Below are 18,479 nucleotides of genomic sequence, written 5' to 3'. Positions count from 1 at the left end.
TCCAACGACTTAAGGGCACTCAAGCTTACCCGGTCCTACGTGTCCTCCGCAGGGTGCGGATGCCGCATACGAGCAAGTGGCCGTCCTGATTAGCGTCGCCTCCGGCAGGGGACCCGGAGCGTCTGGAGTTCCCCGGCTACAGGTCGGACATTGTAGGTCTCAATCCCCCGAGGTGCCCGCTTTCCCGGACATGTGTACTGGACGCGGAGCGGGCCGGGGGCCAGGGCGACGACCTCGTTGATGGGCAGCTTCCCGCCCCCCGGGCGGCCCAGCACCGTGCGGACCGGGGCCTCGAAGCGGACGTCCACGGTGGTGGGGGGGACGGGCGTCTCGGTGGGAGCCGCCGGTTCCGGGGCCGGCGGGACCGGCACCTCCGGAGCGCTGGTGGCCACCGCGAGCCCCGCATCCGGCGCTCCGGCGGTGTCCGCGAGGACGGGCTCGGAGGGCGGCGGTGTCGCGGCCTCGCTCGGGGCGGGAACGGGCGCGGGCGGCGAGGGCGGATTCGCGGGCGCGGCGCCGGTGGGGCCGGGGCGCGGCGAGCCTCGCATCGCGGGCACCTTCGCCGGCGCGGGAGGGGCCTGGGCCTCCGGGCTGAAGACGCCCATCAACCAGGCGACACCCACGCACAGCACGGCGAGCAGCAGCGTGGCCACCACCAGCACCACGACGGTGCGCGAGCGCCGGGGCGGCGGGGCGGCATCGTAGGTGTCGAGGCCCTCGTCGTCGTCCGCTTCGTCCTGTACGGGGGCGCGCACGGGCCTGCGGGGCGGCCGGCGCGGCGCCTGGAAGCCGACGGTGGACTCGTCGTCATCGGGATCCAACGACTGGACGGGCGTCGGGTCCGTGAGGCTCACCCCGGACGCCCCCGGGTCGGTGGAGAAGCGCTCCTCGTCCTCGGGCGAGGGACGCGGCGGAGGGCGGACGTTCCGCGGCCCCACGGGTGGCGCGGAGCGGTTCGCGTCGCTGGAGGGAGTGCTCTGACGCCTCGGGCCCGATGCCTGCGGCCCACGGCTGTCCTCCCCCGTGCCCCCCATGCGGCGGGGCCCGGACGACAAGGGCTCGGAGCGGCCGTCCTCGGCGGGCGCCATGCCCGACCGGCGCGGGTTCGAGGGCGGCGGAGTGTCGCCGTCCTCCTGCGCGTAGGACGGTGTCCGGCGGGGTGAGGGCGCGAACGGATCGTCCGCGCCCCCGCGCGGCAGGGCCACGCTCGACGGCGAACGACGCGCACGATCTCCCGCGGGGCCAGAGCGCGCGGTGGGCTCCGGGGGACCGCCTCGCCGCACCGGCAGGGGCGCGGGAACGACGGCCCGTGGGCGGCGCGCGCGCTGGGGCACGGTGGAGTCAGCGTCGTCCTCCTCCGCCTCGTCCCAGACCTCTTCCTCCAGCACGGGCTCCAGGTTCCGGCGAGGCGTGGGCGCGCCGGGCATCGTCCCCACGGCGGTGGACTCTCCGAAGTCGTCGTCCTCGTCGTCGCCCTGGCCCGTGGGCAGGTCGCGCGGCAGCGCCATCTGCGTCTCGGGCTCCCCCTCCTCCGCGTCCCAGGTGCGCAGCGCCGCGGCCTCGCTCGTGGGCCTGCGCGAGGGAGGCCGCGCCACGAGCCCCACGGGCGTCAGCGGCGATGCCCCCCGGCCCTGCGACCCGGAACCGGCCAGCGGCAGGGTGCGGGCCCCGGTGTCCTCGTTCAGTGGCAGGGTGCGGGACGCGGTGTCCTCCGCCTCGGCCAGCGGCAGCGTCCTCGCGGCCGTGTCCTCGAGCCCCGCCAGCGGCAGGGTGCGCGCGGCCGTGTCCTCCGCTCTGGCCAGCGGCAGCGTCCTCGCGGCCGTGTCCTCCGGCAGGTCGGGCACCGGCGGCGGCGGAGGCGTCCGCAGGGACGGCAAGGGCACGGTGGGCTCGTGCCGGCCCGCGCGCTTCGCCGGGGGGATGTGGAGCACGGTGCGCTCCTCCGCCTCCCCCAACAGGCGCGCGATGTACTGCGCGACGTCCAGGCTCTGCTTGAGGACGCCGGAGGCCAGGAAGGCCTCCAGCTCCACGCGAACATCGGAGGCCCGCTGGTAGCGCTGGGTGCGGTCCTTCACCAGGCAGCGCATCACGATGCGCGACAGGGCCGGCGGATAGTCCGGGCGCACCAGGTGCGGCGGCGTCGCCTCCTCATGCCGGATGGCGTAGAGGATGCCTTCCGTGGTGGGCCGGTGGAAGGGCTGCTTGCCGGTGGTGATCTCGTAGAGCATCACCCCGAGCGCGTAGATGTCCGCCCGGTGGTCCAGCCGCTCCTGCATGATCTGCTCGGGCGACAGGTAGAGGAACTTCCCCTTGATGACGCCCGGCTTGCTGCGCTCCATGAACGCGCCAGCCTTGGCGATGCCGAAGTCGACGAGCTTCACGCGCCCGTCGTAGGCGAGCATCACGTTCTGCGGGCTGACGTCCCGGTGGATCAGCTCCAACGGGCGGCCATCCACGCCCCGGCTGAAGTGCGCATGGTCCAGGCCCGCGGCGATGCTCGCGCAGATCTTCGCCGCGACACCGTACGGCATGGAGGCGCCGAACTTGGCCTCCTCCACGAGCACGCGGCGCAGGTCGACGCCCTCCACGTACTCCATGCAGATGAAGATGTTGTCGCCCTCCTTCCCCAGCTCGTGCACCTGCACGATGTTGGGGTGGTGCAGCTGGGCGGCGATGCGCGCCTCGTCCAGGAACATCTGGACGAACTCCGGCTCCTCGGAGAGGTACGGGAGGATCCGCTTGATGACCACCAGCGTGGGGTCCGGCGGCTTGTGCGCCAGGAACAGCTCCGCCATCCCGCCCAGCGCGAGGCGCTTGATGAGCAGGTACTTTCCGAACGGGGTGGCCGTCTGAGGCGAGCTCAAGGACGTGGAAGGTGTGGGCCGCGGGTGGAACTTTGAACTGTGTCCGGAGCCTACCTGCATTCCTGGCCCGGGGGGAGCCGTCGGACCCGCCCGGGCGAGGACTGTAGGCAACCCGGAGGAGCCACGCGAACTTTCGCGCCTCCCCTCCCCAGAAACACGACCGCCCCCCACGGACGGGCCGTGGGAGGCGGAGGGCCAGGCGGACCGGGGACTGCCCCCGGCCGGAGAGGCGGACGGCTACGGCGCGGGGGTCACGACGCCCGGCAGGTCGTCACAACCCTGCGGGATGATCGTGTAGGTGTAGCGCAGGTTGGTGCCCGGCACGCCGCTGTCGGAGGTGTTGTTGCCGCAGCCGGTGATGTCCGAGCTGCCGTTGGTGCAACCCGCGAACGTGTAGGTGTCCCAGACGCCGCTGATGCCGTTGGGGAACGTCACCGTCCCGCCATCCAGGGCCGCCTTCTGGTAGTCGCAGCCCACCCTCGAGCCGCCGTCGCTGTAGGTCTCGTCGCGGGTCTTGTCGTGGTAGACGAGGATGCCGTCGCCGACCTCGAAGCCGTAGTAGATGGTGCCCGCGTCCTCGTTGTCCAACCGCATGAAGGCGGTGGGCGTGGGGTTGGTCAGGGTCAGCGGACCCGCCAGGTGGACGCGGGTGCCCAGGAAGGGCGCGGCGTTCTGGGCCAGCGCGACGGAGGCCTTCAGGGCCTCCACCGTCACCTCGTTGGCCGCGGGCCGGGCCTCCACGCCCGCGTCACCCTTGACCGTGACGATCAACTTCTTCGCGTTGCGGTAGTCGTTGGCCAGGTGGTGGCGGCGACCGGTGAACGGCGAGTAGTTCGGCTCCGTGCCGAAGTAGCCCTCGATGTCGAGGGTGTTGCCCGGCAGCGGCCGGTACATGTCCGGCGTGTCGTCATAGAACTTGCTGATGTAGAGGCCCTCCTTCGGGAAGGCCGGATCCGTCACCCAGAAGAACGAACGCCACTGGCCGGTGCCCTGGTCGCTCAGCTTCTCGTAGTGGATGTCGGTGACGACGACGTTGCGCAGCGTGACCAGGGTGTTGAACGGCACCTTGCGCGCCGCGGCGATCTGCCCCGTCGTGCCCGCATCCGTGCCCGCGTCCGTCCCCGCGTCCGTGGTGGGGCCCGCGTCCGTCCCCGCGTCCGTGGTGGGGCCCGCGTCCGTGCCCGCGTCCGTGCTGCAGACGCCCGTACATCCAGCGTCCGACGAGGGGGTCGGATCTTCCGTGTCGCGACCGCCACAGCCAGCGGCAGTCACCATCGCCGCGGTGGCCAGGAGGGCCATGGCGCCCAGCTTCTTGCGCAGTTCCATTCGTATCTCTCCGGGGGTTGAGGGGCGCCGCGCTTCTTGAAGTCCGACGCCAGTCGGGCTGAGGATTCGGGCCCTTATACCGGTGGCTCACCAGGGCCGGCAAGGAACGGACAGCGGCCCTGCCTGTGACATCGTGGTGAATTCAGGAATAGGTGGATCATGCTGCCGCGCGACACGTTCTTCCAAGGGCTGAAGCCCACACTGCACATCGCGCACCGCGGCGGAGCGCTCGTCGCGCCGGAGAACACACTCGAGGCCTTTGGACTCGCGGTGCAGGTGCACCGCACGGACATGCTGGAGCTGGATGTGCACCTCTCGCGCGACGGCGAAGTCGTGGTGGCGCACGACGAGACGCTGGAGCGCTGCACCAACGGCGAGGGCCCGCTCGCGGCGCTCACGTTGGAGGAGCTGCGGAGGCTGGACGCGGGCTACCGCTTCACGCCGGACGAAGGACGCACCTTTCCCTTCCGGGGCCAGGGCGTGCGCCTGCCGACGCTGCGCGAGGTGCTGCGCGCGTTTCCCACCTTGCGCATCAACGTGGAGCTCAAGCCCGACGTGGCCCACGCCGAGGACGTGCTCGCTCGCCTGCTGACCGAAGAGGCGGCCCTGGGCCGCGTGTGCCTTGGCAGTGAACAGGACGCCATCGCGGAGCGGCTGGTGCGCGTCCTGCCCGACGCGTGCCACTTCTACCCGCGCGACGCGCTGGCCGCCTTCGTCCTGGCGCTCAAGGCGGGCGAGGCGCCGCCGGAGGACGCGCGCTACACGGTGCTCGACATGCCGCTGTACTTCGGCGAGGTGCGGCTGGTGGACGACGCGCTCCTGAAGGCCGCGGCCGAGCGCGGCAAATGGATCAACGTGTGGACCGTGGATGATCCGGCGGAGATGGACCGGCTCCTCCGGGAAGGGGTGGGCGGCATCATGACCGACCGGCCGGATCTGCTGCGCCAGCGAATGGACGCCTCTGGAAAGCCGGGTTAAGCCCTCGGCTCCATGCCCCGCACCACCGCCCGCGCGCGTCCGGCGACCCGCACCGAGCCGCCCTCGTCCAAGGCGCCGCCCCCGGCCAGCTCCGAACCGAAGCCCTCCGCCCGCAACCGGCTCAAGGTGAAGGTGCCCCGCGCGAAGCGCTTCGTGGCGCTGGCGGGCAACATCGGCGCGGGCAAGACGACGGCCGCGAAGCTCATCAGCCAGGGCTTCGGCTTCGAGCTGTTCGACGAGCCCGTCATCGACAACCGCTTCCTGCGGGACTACTACGGCGACATGTCGCGGTGGTCGTTCACGCTGCAGTTGGAGTTCCTCATCCGGCGCGTGGAGCACCACGAGCTCATCCACTCCGTCAGGAAGAGCTGCGTGCAGGACCGCACCCTGTACGAGGATCCGGAGATCTTCGCCAAGTACCTGCACGGCCTGGGGCACATGACGAACGCGGAGCTGGACCTGTACTACGAGTACTTCCAGCGGCTGTCGCGCCACATCGTCCGGCCGGACAAGGTCATCTGCTTCGACGTGCCCTCCGAGGATGTGCTCCTCCAGCGCATCCGCACGCGCGGCCGGGCGGAGGAGAGGGGCATCGGGCGGCAGTTCCTCAAGGGCCTCAACGGCTACTACGCGGGCTTCCCGCAGGTGCTCCAGGAGAAGTACGGCGTGGACTGCCTGGTGGTGGACGTCTCCAAGCAGGACATCCGCCGGGGCCCGGGCCGCGAGGAGTTCATGGACCGCGTCTCCGCATTCCTGGCCTGACGCCGCGCCGTTTCGTGCGACGCTGCCAAGCGCCATGCACGACCTCAGCCCCAAGAGCCCGCGCGACTCCGAAGTGGTGATGACGCAGCTCATCCTCCCCCCGGACGCCAACAACCTGAACGCCGCGTTCGGCGGGAAGGTGATGCAGTGGATCGACATCTGCGGCGCCGTGGCCGCCCAGCGCCACTGCCGTCAGGTCGTGGTGACGGCGTCCATGGACGACCTGCACTTCCATGCCCCCATCCGCGTGGGATGGATCGCCCTGCTGCACTCGCGCGTGCTCGCGACGTTCCGCACCTCGTTGGAGGTAGGCGTCACCGTGCACGCGGAGAACCCGCTCACCGGTGAGCGGCACCTGACCACCAGCGCGCTGCTGACGTTCGTGGCGCAGGGCCAGGACGGCAAGGGCGTGCCGGTGCCGCCCCTGCTCCTGGAGTCGGAGGCTGAGCGCCAGGCCTTCCAGGAGGCCGAGGCCCGCCGGGCCCAGCGCCGCGGCCGAGGCCAGGAGGAGCAGTCCTGGATGAAGGTGATGAAGCCCGTGGCCGGCGCCTGAACGCACGAAGGGCCGGGGGCACGCCTGTCTGGCGTCCCACCCCGGCCCTTGGGTCCCCCGTCGCCTGGAAGGCTCAGGTGGTGAACGACGTGCCGCAACCGCAGGACGACTTGGCGTTGGGGTTCTCGAACTTGAAGCCCGCGCCGGTGATGCTGGTGACGTAGTCGATGTGCGTGCCCGACAGGTACTGGGCGCTCAGCGCGTCGGTGGCGATCTTCACGCCGTCCTGCTCCCAGAGCTGATCCCCGGCCTTCGTCTCCTTGACGAGGTTCAGGTCGTAGCCCAGGCCACTGCACCCGGAGGGCACCACGCGGATGGAGAAGAAGTAGCCCTGGAAGCCCTGGGCCTGGATGACCGTCTTCACCTGGGCGAGGGCGGCGGCCGTCAGGACGACAGGCGCGGTGGCGGCGGGCTGGGAGGCCGGCGTGGAGTCGGCGACGACGGTAGAAGTATCCATGTGCTTCAATCTCCTCGTGAACAGCGCCTCATAACGCCCTGGCGCCCGAAAAGCCAAGGGACCTCAAGGGCCCGTCCTGGCACAACACAAGATAGCCCCCATGCCCATCCCTGAAATCACCCCCGCCGAGCTGGCCCGGCGCCTGGCCGGCCCCCCTGAGTCGCGCCCCGTCCTGGTGGACGTGCGCTTCGCGCACGAGCACGAATGGGTGGCCCTGCCCGGCTCGGTGCTGATGCCCCTGCCGGAGCTGGAGGACTTCCACGACGCGCTGGAGGCCCTCAAGGGCCGCCCCATTGTCGTCTACTGCCACCACGGGGTGCGCAGCCTGGACGGCGCCGCGTACCTCCTCGACCAGGGGCTGGAGGCGGTGTCGCTCCAGGGCGGCATCGACCTGTACTCGCGCACCGTGGACCCGTCCCTGCCGCGTTACTGACCGCGCCAGGAGACGGGCCGGAACTACAGCGACGTGTCCAGGTTCAGCGTCTGGTCCGTCACTTCGTTGGGGCTGACCTTCGCCTCGAACGTCACCGGCTCCTTCAGCTTGGCGCCGCGCAGCTCCAGGATGTGCTTGCCCTCCATCAGCTTGAGCGTCGTGCTGGCGTTCCCGATGAGCTGGTTGTTCCGGTAGACGGACAGGCCCGTCACGCTCTTGGGGAGGATCTTCAGCTTGAGGGTGCCCTCCTTGAAGCTGCGCTCGAAGGTCTTGAGCTCTCCGGGCTGGCCGAACGCGAGCTCCTCCGAGTCCTCCAGGTAGATGCCCTGGGCGTCGTTCTCCAGGATGAGCGTGTCCTGCAGGTGGGCGCCCGCCACGCGCGTGAGCGGCGCGGTGCCCAGCACCGTCACCGGCTCCGGGCTGTTGCAGCGGTCCGTGTGCCGCACCGACACCTTCACCGGCTGGTTCGTGTTCACCGTGAGCCACACGCCCTGCGCGTCCGCGGCCTTGGAGGTGAGCGCCAGCATGATGGGCTCGCGGAAGAGCACCAGCACCGCGAGCAGGCCCACCACGAAGCCCACCATGGCCACCGTGCGCACGCTCCCGCTCTTGGGCTTCGGCGGCTCTGGCAGCGCGGGGGCGCTGGAGCGGGACGGACGGCGCTCGCCGGAGTCGTCTTCCTCCACCGGGGCTGGGGGACGGGCCCGCGGGGCATCCACGCGGCTGGAGGTGCGGCGGCGCGGCGCCTCCACGGCGGACGGATGGCTGCTGCTGGTGCGGCGGCGCGGCGCGGGCGCGGGCACCGTGTCCGGGTCATCCTCCGGCGGAGGCAGGCGCGTGCGCTCGTCGTCCTCCAGGTCCATGCGGTGCACGCCCGAGCGCGAACGCACGGGCGGCTCCGACACCGGCACGGCGCGCGACATCGTGCGCCGGGGCGGCGGGGGCGCGGGGACGTCGTCGTCCAGGGACTGGCTGCGCAGGTCCGAGCGCGAGTTGGTGCGCGCCACCTGCGTGACGCCCGGATTGCTGGAGGACGTGCTGCGGCGCACCGCCGGCTCCGACGCGCTGGAGCGGCGCCGGGGCTGGGACTCCACGCCGGTGAGCGACGGCGCGTCGTATTCGTTCGGGTCATCCACCAGCGCGGGCGCGATGCCCGTCGCCCGGCGGGGCGCCGAGCCCGTGCGGGTGTTGCCGCGCGAGCGCTCGCGCTGCTGGGACGACTCGCCCGGCGGCGCCTCCCAGCTCATCTCCGGGGGCGGCCGGGGCGGCGCCGTGTTGGAGTCCTCGCCCACCGGCACGAACTGGCCCTGCCGCAGCTCCTCCTCCAGCCGCTCCGCGAAGAGCGTCTTCATGAGCTCGGAGATCTGCCCGGACGTCACCAGCCAGCGCTCGTTGACGAGCAGCTCTTCCAGCGCGGTCTGGAACTCCCGCGCGTTGTCGTAGCGATCATCCGCGCTCTTCGCGAGCGCGCGCATCACCACGTGGTCCATGTCCCGGGGCACGTCGGCCACCTCGGACGGGGACGGGATGGAGCACTCCATGGCGGCCTGCAGCGTCGCCAGCTCCGAGTCCTTCTTGAGCGGCCGGTGCCCGGTGAGCATCTCGTACAGCACCAGGCCGATGGCGAAGATGTCCGCGCGCCGGTCCAGGTGCTTGCCCCCGGCCTGCTCGGGCGCCATGTACGCGAACTTGCCCTTGATGGCGCCGGACTTCGTCATCGACGCCTGGTCCGCCGCCTTGGCGATACCGAAGTCCACCAGCTTCACCGAACCATCGAAGCTGATCAGGATGTTTTGCGGAGAGATGTCCCGGTGCACCACGTTGAGCGGGCGCCCCGCGTCGTCGGCGCGGCTGTGCGCGTAGTAGAGGCCTTCGCACGCGGACGCGACGATGCGGATCGCCAGCGGCCGGGCGATCCACTGGTTCATCCCGCTGGCCTTGCGCATGACCCGGCCCAGGTCCTCGCCGTGGATGAACTCCATGGCGATGTAATAGGTGCCGTTGGCCTCTCCGAACTCGTACACCTGCGCGATGTTCGGGTGGTTGAAGCGCGCGGCGATCATCGCCTCGTTCTTGAACATCTCCACGAACTCGCGGTCTTCGGCGAGGTGCGGGAGGATGCGCTTGACGACGACGTCCTTCTGGAAGCCCTCGATTCCGGTCTGACGCGCAAGCCAGACTTCGGCCATGCCGCCCGTGGCGAGCTTCTTGAGGAGCTGGTATTTCCCGAATGCTTGAGGGTTCATCCCGGGTACTCCCCGGGGGGAGCGGGCTCAGTGAAGGGTGACAGGGCAGCGCATCTTAGGGGACAGCGGCCGTCGAGGCAAAGGCGCCGGGCCTCCTTCCTGGGGTGGGTCGTCGCGACCTGCCTGCTGGCCCTGCATGCCGCCGCGGCTCCGGCGCCGGATCAAATCCAGGTCGAGCGGAAGGGCGAACTGCTGTCGCTGTCCTGGAGGGACGCCGAGGACCAGCTGACCGGCCTCCTCACCCCCGCCCTCCCCCGCCCCGGCGAACCGCTGCGGCTGACGCTGTCGGTGGGAAACCTCCAGGGGCCCCCCTTCCAGGGCGCCGTCACGGTCGCGTTCTCCCGGGAAGGCGTGCCCGGTCAGGAGACGCGGACGCTGACGCGTGACGCGGTGGGCTGGAGCACCGAGTTCGTCCCCGACGCGGCTGGCACCTGGGACGTGGACGTGCGGTTTCTCACCACGAGGCCGAAGGCCCTTCACGCGCGGTTCACCGTGAGTGAGCCCCCGGTGCCCACCTTCGTCTGGCGCACCCTGCTGGCGATCGCGGCGGCGGGACTCCTCGTGCGAGTGCTGCGCGCCGTGACGCGGCGCGAAGGGAACGCGGAGCCGCCCCCGGCCGAGCCGGCCTCTTCCGCGCCGGTGGCCCCCGAGCCGCCCGCGTCTGATCCGGTGGCCGCCGAGTCGCCCGCGCCTGCGGCCGCCGAGCCGCCCGCAGCCGAGCCGGCCTCTTCCGCGCCCGTGGCCCCCGAGCCGTCCGCGCCTGCGGCCTCCGAGCCGCCCGCAGCCGAGCCGGCCTCTTCCGCGCCTGTGAGTCCCGAGCCGTCCGCGTCCGCGCCGATAGGAGCTTCGCCCGGGGCCCCTGCTGTAGCCCCGCCGGTGGATCCACCAGTGGATCGGTAACACCGGCTTTCTTACAGGCCGTCCCTACAGCCCTCCCCCACCCCGCGAGAGAAAAAACCTTCTCACGGTGGGTCACGTCACATCCATGTCACGAGGCATCCGGGCCGACAGGCGCGCCTGGGTGTCCGGCAGTGCACTTCCTCGCGTTGGGCACCGGGGTTGCACGGGTGGGCAGCCAGCAAGCCGGACGGCGTGGGCATTCCTCGGGCGGGGGAGACAACGGGCATGGGCGGGAGGGGGCTGGAGGAAAAGAGGTGGCGGCGGGGACTGCTCGTCGCGGTCCTCCTCGGCCTGCCGGCGGTGGCGGGCGCGGAGCCGGTTCCGGACGAGGACGCGGAGCCGGAGAACGTGGAGCCTCCGCGACGCATGTCCGAGGAGGACGACTCCTCCAACAAGGACGGGCTGGACGGCGCGGTGGCGCAAGCGTTGCCCCCCGGTTCGCGGCAGGGGCCGGTGATGGGCGCGCCCGATGAGGTGGGCGACCCGAGCGCTCCGGTGCCGGACGCGGCGGTGCCAGGCGCGAAGAAGAAGCCGAAGAAGGACACCAGCCCCAAGGCGGAGACGCTGGGCGAGGCACCGGACGAAGCGGACAAGGCGGACGACAAGGGCGCGCCGAGGCAGCGCATCCGAGTCTTCGGCCGCGTGTTCGCGCAGGCGCGCGCCGACGAGCGCGTCCAGTACGCGCGCAACCTGGGCATCGAATCGGCGCGAGTGGGCGTGGCCGCGTCGCTGTCCAACCTGGATGCGGAGGTCAGCGCGGATCTCGCGTCCAAGACGATCCTCAAGGACGCCTTCGTGCGGCTAACGGACGACGCCAAGCGATTGCGGCTGTACGCGGGGCGCTTCAAGTCGCCCTTCCTCCAGCGGTCGCAGGAGTCGGCCTGGCTGCTGCCCATCCAGTCGCGAGGGCTGGTGGAGGACTACCTCACGGAGACGAACGGGCTGGGCGGCCGGCGGCTGGGGTTGATGGGCGAGGTGCGGATCAAGGAGGCGTGGGGCCTGAAGCTCTCCACGGGGCTCTTCGAGGGCGGCAAGGACGCCGGAGGGAAGCGGCTGAGCGAGGACGCCTCCGCGCGACTGAGCGCGCAGCCCTTCAAGTTCCTGACGGTGGGGACCAGCACGTACCTCACGCAGGTGCTGGACGGGACGCAGCAGTACGCGACGGCGGCGGACGCTGAGTTCGAGCGGTGGGGACTGGCGTTGACGGCAGAGGTGGCGGCGGGACGGCTGGCGTTGGGACCGTTCCGCTCGCAGTCGGTGCTCGCGTCCTGGACGGTGCCGGTGGGCCATCAGGGCTGGGCGGTACAACCCGTGGTGGGAGCGGAGGCACTGCAGTTGCACGGTGGAATCCAGGCACAGGGGCATTCGGTGACGGGGGGCCTCAATGTGTTGCTGGCGGACTCCTTCAAGGCGCAGTTCCAGGCCGAGCGAGCGCTCCGTCCGGGGGACGTGGCGCCCGCGCTCGAGCTGTCGGTCCAGCTCGCCACCCGCTTCCGCTGAGGGGAGGTCGGAGATGATCTCATTCGCTGAGGGCCAAGTGACCAAGCTGCGCCGCGAGTTCAAGCGCGTGCTGGAGGGCCCCGAGGCCAAGGGGGTGTGCACGCGGCTGTCGCAGGAGCTGGGCGGATACCTGCCACCGCCGACCCGCATCGTGTCGGTGTACTTCGACAAGGAGGGCTTTCCTCTGGCGGAGCGCGCGGTGCTCACCCCGGACAACTGCATCAAGGTGAGGACGAAGGAGTACTCGCCGGACGTGGGCGCGGCGGGCCGCGAGCGCGTGGTGTTGGAGGTGAAGCGCGAGCGCTCCGGGCTCACGCAGAAGCGGCGCGTCTGGGTGCCGCGCGCGGAGCTGAGCCGGGCGCTGCACGGGGGCGTGAGCCTGTTGCCGCTCATCGCGGGAGGAAGCCTGTCACCGGTGCTGGCGGTGACGTACCGGCGGCACGTGTATCAGGTGTCGCGGACGTGGCGAGTGACCGTGGATCGGGACATCGGCTTCCACGAGGTATCGCCGGAGCTGGCGCTCGCGCCCACGGCCTTGACGGTGGAGCGGCTGGGCCTGCCGGCGTTCGAGGACGCGCGGGTGGTGGTGGAGGTGAAGCACCTCGGGGCGGAGCTGCCCGAGTGGCTGGCGGCCCTCAATCCGGGGGGCACGACGGCGTACAGCAAGTTCGCGGAAGGCATGGCGAGGGTGCATGGCTTCGCCGCGGATGGGGTTGGGGCTGCGAGGGGATAGAGGCACCGTGTTCATCGACTTCGAAGGCATTGACGGCAGCGGCAAGACGACGCTCTCCAACCTGCTCGCCGCGAGGCTGAAGCGGCTGGGTTACAAGGTGGCGCACGCGCGCGAGGGTGGCGAGCTGCAGTCGCCCACGGCCCGGCGCATCCGCGAGCTGACCCGCGACGCGCGGCTGTTGGAGATGGGCCCGCGCGCGGAGTTCTTCCTCAACCTGGCCCGCGACGCGCAGCAGTTGGAGGAGGTCATCGCGCCGGCGCTGCGAAGGGGCGACGTGTGCATCTCCGACCGGTACCTCTACTCGCAGCTGGCGCTGACGGGGGGAGGCCGGGGTGTGAAGGAGGAGGCGCTGTGGTCCGCGTGCGAGCTGGCATCGCAGGGGCTGTGGCCGGACCTGGTCGTCCTGGTGGACGTCGACCCCGACCTGGCGCGCCTGCGCAAGCGGCTGGGCAAGGTGCAGAGCGGGAAGACCCACGACACGGACAGCCGCAAGGGACTGGCGGGCGCGGGGCTGGCGGTGCGCGTGCGCGAGGCGTTCCTGGCCCAGGCCCGGAGGGACCCCGCGCGGTGGATCATCCTGGAGAACAATGATCAGCCGCTGCGCGTGCTGGAGCAGCGGCTGGTGGACGCCGTGGTCGCGAGGCTGGAGGGGCGTGAGCAGCCGGTGCAGCGGCTGGTGCCCGCCCCCACGCCGCCGCCGCCAGGGGTGGCGTCGGTGGACGACGTGGAGGCGCGCTTCTTCCATGCGCTGGATGGGCTGGAGGTGCGCGAGCCGCAGCTGGCGGTGTGGTTGCTCAACGGCATCCCGGGCGTTCCCGCGCACCAGCGCAGGCTGGCGTACGCGGAGCGGTTCCCGGGGCTGGTGGCGCGAAGCCTGATGGGACTGGATGACGAGACGGCGTGGACGCTGCGCGACGTGCTGTCCGCGAGCGTGCCGGTGGATGTCGCGGAGGGGCTGGGCTTCGTCGCCTCGCCGCGTTCGCACGCGCTCCGTCAGCGGCTGTATGCGCAGGCGCCAGAGGCCGTGCTGGAGGGACTGAAGCGACAGGACTCACCCGCGTCGTGGGCGCTGCGCGAGCGGGGCCTGAAGGACGGCCATCTAGGCGCGGTGCTCCTGGGACTCCTGGGAGTAGACGGTGAGGAGTCGTGGGTGGTGCGCGAGGCGGGCATGCAGCGGAAGCGCTACGCCGAGGTCGCGCGAAGCCTCGGGGGACTGGCCACGGAGCGCGCGGACGCGCTGCGCGAGGCGTTGCTCAAGCATGACCGGCTGGCGGTGTTGAGGAGCACCACGGGGCTGGAGACGCCGGTGGCGGTGGGACTGCGCGAACAGTTGGAGAAGGGGGCGCTGAAGCTGGTGCTGCGTTCGCTCACCGGGGTGGACTCGCCGCGCGCCTGGGCGATGCGCGAGCGGGGCGCGAAGCTCACGAAGGAGGCGCTGGACTCCGTGGATGGCATGGCGGATCCGCGCGCATGGAAGCTGCGGGCGCAGTCGGCGGGTCGGTGGCCAGCGACGGTGGTGTCCTCGATGCGCGGGCTGCCGCTGGTGGCGGAGACGCGGGCGCTGCTGGACCGGGTGTTGGCGGAGCAGGCCGGGAAGCTGCCGGTGCTGCGCAATGCGTACGCGGTGGTGGCGCAGGCCCGGGCGTTGGAGCAGGCGCAGCGCGCGACGAGACCGTTGTTGGAGTCGTCTGACGCGGATGAGGGGCGGAGGGAGGTATGACGCCCATGGACGGTCCGTTCGCGGCGTTGTTCCAGGACGTGGAGCAGGAGCTATCGGCCCTGTCGATGGGGGCCCTCCTCCCCCGGCTGGTGGCGTCGGCGCTCATCGGGGCGCTGCTGTCGTCGCGCCCCTGGCGGCGGGTGCTGGGCAAGCCGCTGCCGAGGGTGGAGATGGTACAGGCGCAGATCCTCCTCTGCGCGGCGGCGGCGGTGATCACGGCGGTGATTGGCAACAGCGTGGCGAAGGCGTTCGGGTTGGTGGGCCTGGGCGGGTTCGTGCGGTTCCGCTCGGGGCTGAAGGACCCCCGGGACGCGGCCATCCTGTTCCTGGTGATTGGCCTGGGCATGGCGTGTGGCCACGGGAACCTGGTGGTGGCGTTGGTGGGCACGGGCTTCGTGGCGGCGCTGCTGCTGTTGCTGGACTTGTTCGAGAAGAAGGGGGTGGCGGCGAAGCAGCGGTTGGTGTTGTCCGCGCAGTCGGACGATCTGGTGCGCGCGGAGGCGGCGCTGCGCAGCGCGCTGGGGGAGCGCAACGTGCTGGTGAAGAGCTGCGCGTTGGACTTCTCCGCGAGGCGGTTGGAGTTGGAGGTGGAGGAGGCGGAGCCCGGGACCCTGGCGGCGGCGTTGGGGCGGACGGAAGGGGAGCCCTTGCGAGGGCTGCGGTGGACGGCGGTGAGCGCCAAGGGCGCGCGGGAGGAGATGGCATGAAGTTCAGGAAGCGGGTGGTGCTGTTCGCGGCGTGCGGGGCTCTGGCGGCGTGCGGTGGCGCGGGAAGCCTGCCCACGGGGAACAACCCGGGCGCGCCCACGACGAATCCGGACGGCTCGGTGGACCTGCCGGGAAACCCGGTGGATCCGGGCTCGGGGACGACCAAGCCGGATCAACAGGCCGAGTCCACCTCGCTGTGGCCGCTGACGACGGGCTCGACCTGGACCTATCGCATCACGGACCCGGCGAACGGGGTGTTCAACAAGGTGGTGACGGTGCGAGGCCCGGAGACGGTGCCTGACACGTCGATGACGGCGGTCAAGGTTCACAGCAAGCAGGACCGCACGGCGACGACGGGCACGGTGTACGAGGAGAACTCCTGGCAGTTGGAGCTGACGAATGGGCTGGTGGTGAGGCTGCGCGAGGAGGACGTCACGGACGGCCTGCCGACAAAGACGACCACGTGGTCCCCGGCGATGATGAAGTCCCTGTCCGCGACACCGGCCTCCGTGCCCTGGGAGCACCAGGACAAGGTGCGGGAGCTGATCACGTATTCCGCGGGAGGAACGGAGGGGAAGGAGCCCGTCTACGTCTGGAAGGTGCTGGAGAAGGACGTGACGGTGACGACGCCCGCGGGCACGTTCACCAACGCCATCAAGGTTCAGCGCGACAAGCTGAACAAGAGCGGCGAGGTGAAAGAGGAGAAGCAGCGCCTGTACTGGCTGGTCCCCGGAGTGGGCAAGGTCCGCGAGGAAGGGGAACGGACGGAGGAGCTGGTGTCCTACGACGTGAAGAAGCCGTAGGCCGGTTCAGCGGATGGCTTTCGAGCCCGGGTTGGCGCGTCAGGAGCGCTGGCCTGGGCTTTTCAATTCGCCGAATGATGAGCAGAAACTGAAGCACCCCGGCTGAACCCTCGCACCAGACAACTACCTTGAAGCTCACCACTCGCCCATCGTAGCCGTCCGGATAGCGACGTGCCGGGACGATTGAAGACAGGCTCGGGCCGTGCTCAGCGAGCGCCGCGAGGAGTACTTGGCCGACATGCTGCTGCGTGTGCCGACGCATCCCCTCTCGCGCATCGGTGAGCTGCTACCTCCACGAGTGGATGCGCTGACGCACCGCCGACCCGCCCGAGGCACCCCTCCAGCCCAGTCCCTGAACACCTCGCCCCTCGCCGAGCACGATCCGCGTCTGTCATCAAGCCTCCCGGCACGACGTCCACCGGACGGTTACGTGGTTCGCATCCACCTGCGTGGACACGCCCCCACTCCACGTCGTCAGCCACGTCGACGTCCCTCGCGTCCGCTGCACCTGACGCCCCAGGGCGTCATAGGAGAAGGTCTGCGCTGGCGTCGGGCTGCCCGTCGGAGGCTTCACCTCCGTCAGCCGCAACAGCCCGTCATACCCATACACAAAGGCACCCACCGCGGGATGCTGCGCCCGCAGCAACTCACCTCGCGCCCCTCGCGAGTACGTCCACGTCTGGCGCTCTCCGAGAGTCTCCGCCCCGTACGTCACCGTCTCCAGCGTCCCGTTCGCGTCGTACGTATAAGTCGTCGCATTCCACACGCCGGCCTTCCCGTCTTGGGACTGTCAACAGGAGAAGGATTCCGGCCTCTTCTGACCTACGGATGCAGAGCCACGCATCTCAAGCACCAATCTCAATAGATAAATCTCAACAAAATCCTCCAACTCATCAGCCCCACAAACCCGCCCCACGGCAGCATGGGAGCTACCCGCCTCAAAGTAGCAAACAGAGAACCCCCGACGCTCCATTTTCACACAAACGCCATCACCTCTCTCTACAACACCTCCTCCTGGAGACCCAGTTAACCACAACGCCCCCATAGCAGTCACAACGTACACCCTCCCTTCCAAGCCCAGCCTCTTAATCCTCAACAAACAACCAACAACCTCCGAGGGGGCCTTCCCATCAGAAAACTCCCTCCCATACGCACCCACGAGTTCAGGATCTTCAATCGGCCGCCACATCATCCCACTCAACATTCACTTGAAGTCCAGGCAACCGAAGACTGAATTTCTCGACCGCATATCCACCATTACGAGATCTCAACACAGCCCAGCGAACACATTCCCCCTCCATGCGTGGATACAGCTCCTCGATGCGCCACCCACGCCGAGACAACACATCCCCAGCAATCCCTCCCTGCTCAACCATGACTCCACAACCAAAATAGCAGAAAAAAAACCATAACAGCAGACAAAAAGTCGGCTTCAAACGCCCCCTCAATTTCGACCCCAGCCTTCGAACAGAATTCCGATAAGTCTCCAATCGCCTCAAAAGCATCTTCCACTTCCGACATTCTGAAATACCGAGAAAGAACATTCTCCGGCTCGTCATACCCACGAACACGGTCCTCGACATCATAGCAACAAGCCAGAACCCAACCACCCCAACACACCCGAGCAAGCTCAGCAGTCCTCACCCTCATTTCCTAGATGCCCTATTCATCGCCCACTCCATTTCAGCCTGCGTCAACCTAGAAAGCGCCCCACCGTAACCCGGACCATCAACAATATCAATCGTCACCCCCCCCCTCGACTCAAAGCAATAGCCATACACACCAGCATCAATCAACTCATTAAGACAAGCATGCTCGGTCGCGGCACGATGCGCCCTCAACTCAGCCATCAACTCCACCTTCCCACCAGGATTCGAGGCCAGTATCAGCTTCCTCTTGATATCGGCAACCGTCCGGCGGACGTCGTGCCGGAAGGATTGAAGGCGGACCTCGGCCGTGCTCGGCGAGCTCCGCGAGGGGCGAGGTGTTCAGGGACTGGGCTGGAGGGGTGACTCGGGCGGGTCGGCGGTGCGTCGCCGCATCCACTCGTGGAGTAGCAGCTCACCGATGCGCGAGTGAGGGTGTGTCTGCACGCGCAGCAGCACGTCAGCGAGGTAGTCCTCGGGATTGACCTGGTTGGCCTCGCAGGTGGCGACGAGTGCGTAGAGGCCGGCGAGGTTCTCCCCCGCGGACGCATGGCCGACGAAGAGGAAGTTCTTTCGGCCCAGTGCCGCCTTGCGCAGCGCGGCCTCGGAGCGGTTGTTGTCCAGGGGCAGGCGCGCGTCGGAGACGAAGCGCGTGAGGGCATCCCACTGCTTCAGCGCGTAGGAGAGGGCCTGGCCCATGGGGCCCTTGGGCAAGTGGCGTGGGGCCTGTGCTTCCATCCACGCGCGCAGTGCCGTGAGGATGGGGAAGCTTTACTGCTGGCGCAGCTCGCGGTGCGCGTCCGTGCGTACGACGCCCGCGTCACGGGCCAGCGCCTCCACCCGGTAGAGGG

At 69.7% G+C, this 18,479-nt stretch carries 15 protein-coding genes and 1 pseudogene; 10 read left to right on the top strand and 6 right to left on the bottom strand.

Translation table 11 applies throughout. The features are described 5' to 3' along the window. Nucleotides 1-89: 89 nt before the first annotated feature. Together GTY96_RS16685 and GTY96_RS16680 are read right to left on the bottom strand one after the other, a co-directional pair. Complete coding sequence (locus tag GTY96_RS16685) at nt 90-2,864, bottom strand: serine/threonine-protein kinase (RefSeq protein WP_161665264.1); 2,775 nt, start codon at nt 2,862-2,864, stop codon at nt 90-92. Between the two features lie 237 nt (nt 2,865-3,101). Then, the gene (locus GTY96_RS16680; RefSeq protein WP_143902032.1) at nt 3,102-4,190 is read right to left on the bottom strand and encodes a hypothetical protein; all 1,089 of its coding nucleotides are present in this window, start codon (nt 4,188-4,190) and stop codon (nt 3,102-3,104) included. Nucleotides 4,191-4,349: 159 nt separating this feature from the next. Between GTY96_RS16680 and GTY96_RS16675 the strand changes: the two genes are divergently transcribed. From GTY96_RS16675 to GTY96_RS16665, 3 genes are read left to right on the top strand one after another with little or no spacing between them, the layout of a single operon-like run. Further along, nucleotides 4,350-5,168: a glycerophosphodiester phosphodiesterase gene (locus GTY96_RS16675; protein ID WP_161665263.1), complete on the top strand. Its 819-nt coding sequence runs from the start codon at nt 4,350-4,352 to the stop codon at nt 5,166-5,168. Between the two features lie 12 nt (nt 5,169-5,180). Further along, a complete protein-coding gene (locus GTY96_RS16670) occupies nt 5,181-5,930 on the top strand; it encodes a deoxynucleoside kinase (protein ID WP_161665262.1) in 750 nt (249 codons plus the stop codon). A 34-nt stretch (nt 5,931-5,964) separates the two neighbouring features. Beyond that, on the top strand, nt 5,965-6,483 hold the full coding sequence (locus tag GTY96_RS16665) for an acyl-CoA thioesterase (protein ID WP_143902038.1): 519 nt from the start codon (nt 5,965-5,967) through the stop codon (nt 6,481-6,483). Between the two features lie 73 nt (nt 6,484-6,556). On the opposite strand, the gene GTY96_RS16660 is transcribed toward GTY96_RS16665, so the two are convergent. Then, nucleotides 6,557-6,940, bottom strand: coding sequence for a HesB/IscA family protein (locus tag GTY96_RS16660; protein ID WP_143902040.1), 384 nt, complete (start codon nt 6,938-6,940; stop codon nt 6,557-6,559). A gap of 100 nt (nt 6,941-7,040) precedes the next feature. Between GTY96_RS16660 and GTY96_RS16655 the strand changes: the two genes are divergently transcribed. Continuing rightward, a complete protein-coding gene (locus GTY96_RS16655) occupies nt 7,041-7,373 on the top strand; it encodes a rhodanese-like domain-containing protein (protein ID WP_143902042.1) in 333 nt (110 codons plus the stop codon). 23 nt (nt 7,374-7,396) lie between these two features. On the opposite strand, the gene GTY96_RS16650 is transcribed toward GTY96_RS16655, so the two are convergent. Continuing rightward, nucleotides 7,397-9,619: a serine/threonine protein kinase gene (locus GTY96_RS16650; protein WP_143902044.1), complete on the bottom strand. Its 2,223-nt coding sequence runs from the start codon at nt 9,617-9,619 to the stop codon at nt 7,397-7,399. A 30-nt stretch (nt 9,620-9,649) separates the two neighbouring features. Here GTY96_RS16650 and GTY96_RS16645 point away from each other — a divergent pair, with 30 nt between their 5' ends. The 6 genes from GTY96_RS16645 (at nt 9,650) to GTY96_RS16620 (ending at nt 15,982) form a co-directional block, all read left to right on the top strand. Continuing rightward, complete coding sequence (locus tag GTY96_RS16645; RefSeq protein ID WP_161665261.1) at nt 9,650-10,519, top strand: hypothetical protein; 870 nt, start codon at nt 9,650-9,652, stop codon at nt 10,517-10,519. Between the two features lie 225 nt (nt 10,520-10,744). Further along, entirely contained in the window at nt 10,745-12,019 is a 1,275-nt protein-coding gene (locus GTY96_RS16640; RefSeq protein WP_161665260.1) for an ICP22 family protein, read from the top strand. Nucleotides 12,020-12,032: 13 nt separating this feature from the next. After that, nucleotides 12,033-12,752, top strand: coding sequence for a VTC domain-containing protein (locus tag GTY96_RS16635; RefSeq protein ID WP_161665259.1), 720 nt, complete (start codon nt 12,033-12,035; stop codon nt 12,750-12,752). A 7-nt stretch (nt 12,753-12,759) separates the two neighbouring features. Then, nucleotides 12,760-14,472: a dTMP kinase gene (gene tmk, locus GTY96_RS16630; RefSeq protein WP_161665411.1), complete on the top strand. Its 1,713-nt coding sequence runs from the start codon at nt 12,760-12,762 to the stop codon at nt 14,470-14,472. 5 nt (nt 14,473-14,477) lie between these two features. Beyond that, nucleotides 14,478-15,179 carry a DUF4956 domain-containing protein gene (locus GTY96_RS16625; RefSeq protein WP_161665258.1) on the top strand — a complete coding sequence of 234 codons (702 nt, stop codon included), beginning with the start codon at nt 14,478-14,480 and terminating at the stop codon, nt 15,177-15,179. Continuing rightward, nucleotides 15,176-15,982 (top strand): hypothetical protein, encoded by an 807-nt coding sequence (locus tag GTY96_RS16620; protein ID WP_161665257.1) that lies wholly within the window; start codon nt 15,176-15,178, stop codon nt 15,980-15,982. Before GTY96_RS16625 ends, GTY96_RS16620 begins: the two co-directional genes overlap by 4 nt. 394 nt (nt 15,983-16,376) lie before the next feature. On the opposite strand, the gene GTY96_RS38570 is transcribed toward GTY96_RS16620, so the two are convergent. Next, on the bottom strand, nt 16,377-16,748 hold the full coding sequence (locus tag GTY96_RS38570) for a hypothetical protein (RefSeq protein WP_161665256.1): 372 nt from the start codon (nt 16,746-16,748) through the stop codon (nt 16,377-16,379). Between the two features lie 1,222 nt (nt 16,749-17,970). After that, a pseudogene (locus GTY96_RS16610) lies at nt 17,971-18,479 on the bottom strand (IS66 family transposase); the annotation flags it as partial.

The sequence above is a fragment of the Corallococcus silvisoli genome, assembly GCF_009909145.1.
Classification (GTDB): domain Bacteria; phylum Myxococcota; class Myxococcia; order Myxococcales; family Myxococcaceae; genus Corallococcus; species Corallococcus silvisoli.
The sequence above is the reverse complement of the archived record's forward strand: the minus strand, read 5'-3'. Positions and strand labels throughout refer to the sequence as shown.

Coding starts and splice junctions, on each gene's coding strand:
- GTY96_RS16680 (WP_143902032.1), bottom strand. CDS start 4,190: ATGGAACTGCGCAAGAAGCTGGGCGCCATGGCCCTCCTGGCCACCGCG.
- GTY96_RS16675 (WP_161665263.1), top strand. CDS start 4,350: ATGCTGCCGCGCGACACGTTCTTCCAAGGGCTGAAGCCCACACTGCAC.
- GTY96_RS16670 (WP_161665262.1), top strand. CDS start 5,181: ATGCCCCGCACCACCGCCCGCGCGCGTCCGGCGACCCGCACCGAGCCG.
- GTY96_RS16665 (WP_143902038.1), top strand. CDS start 5,965: ATGCACGACCTCAGCCCCAAGAGCCCGCGCGACTCCGAAGTGGTGATG.
- GTY96_RS16660 (WP_143902040.1), bottom strand. CDS start 6,940: ATGGATACTTCTACCGTCGTCGCCGACTCCACGCCGGCCTCCCAGCCC.
- GTY96_RS16655 (WP_143902042.1), top strand. CDS start 7,041: ATGCCCATCCCTGAAATCACCCCCGCCGAGCTGGCCCGGCGCCTGGCC.
- GTY96_RS16650 (WP_143902044.1), bottom strand. CDS start 9,619: ATGAACCCTCAAGCATTCGGGAAATACCAGCTCCTCAAGAAGCTCGCC.
- GTY96_RS16640 (WP_161665260.1), top strand. CDS start 10,745: ATGGGCGGGAGGGGGCTGGAGGAAAAGAGGTGGCGGCGGGGACTGCTC.
- GTY96_RS16635 (WP_161665259.1), top strand. CDS start 12,033: ATGATCTCATTCGCTGAGGGCCAAGTGACCAAGCTGCGCCGCGAGTTC.
- GTY96_RS16625 (WP_161665258.1), top strand. CDS start 14,478: ATGGACGGTCCGTTCGCGGCGTTGTTCCAGGACGTGGAGCAGGAGCTA.
- GTY96_RS16620 (WP_161665257.1), top strand. CDS start 15,176: ATGAAGTTCAGGAAGCGGGTGGTGCTGTTCGCGGCGTGCGGGGCTCTG.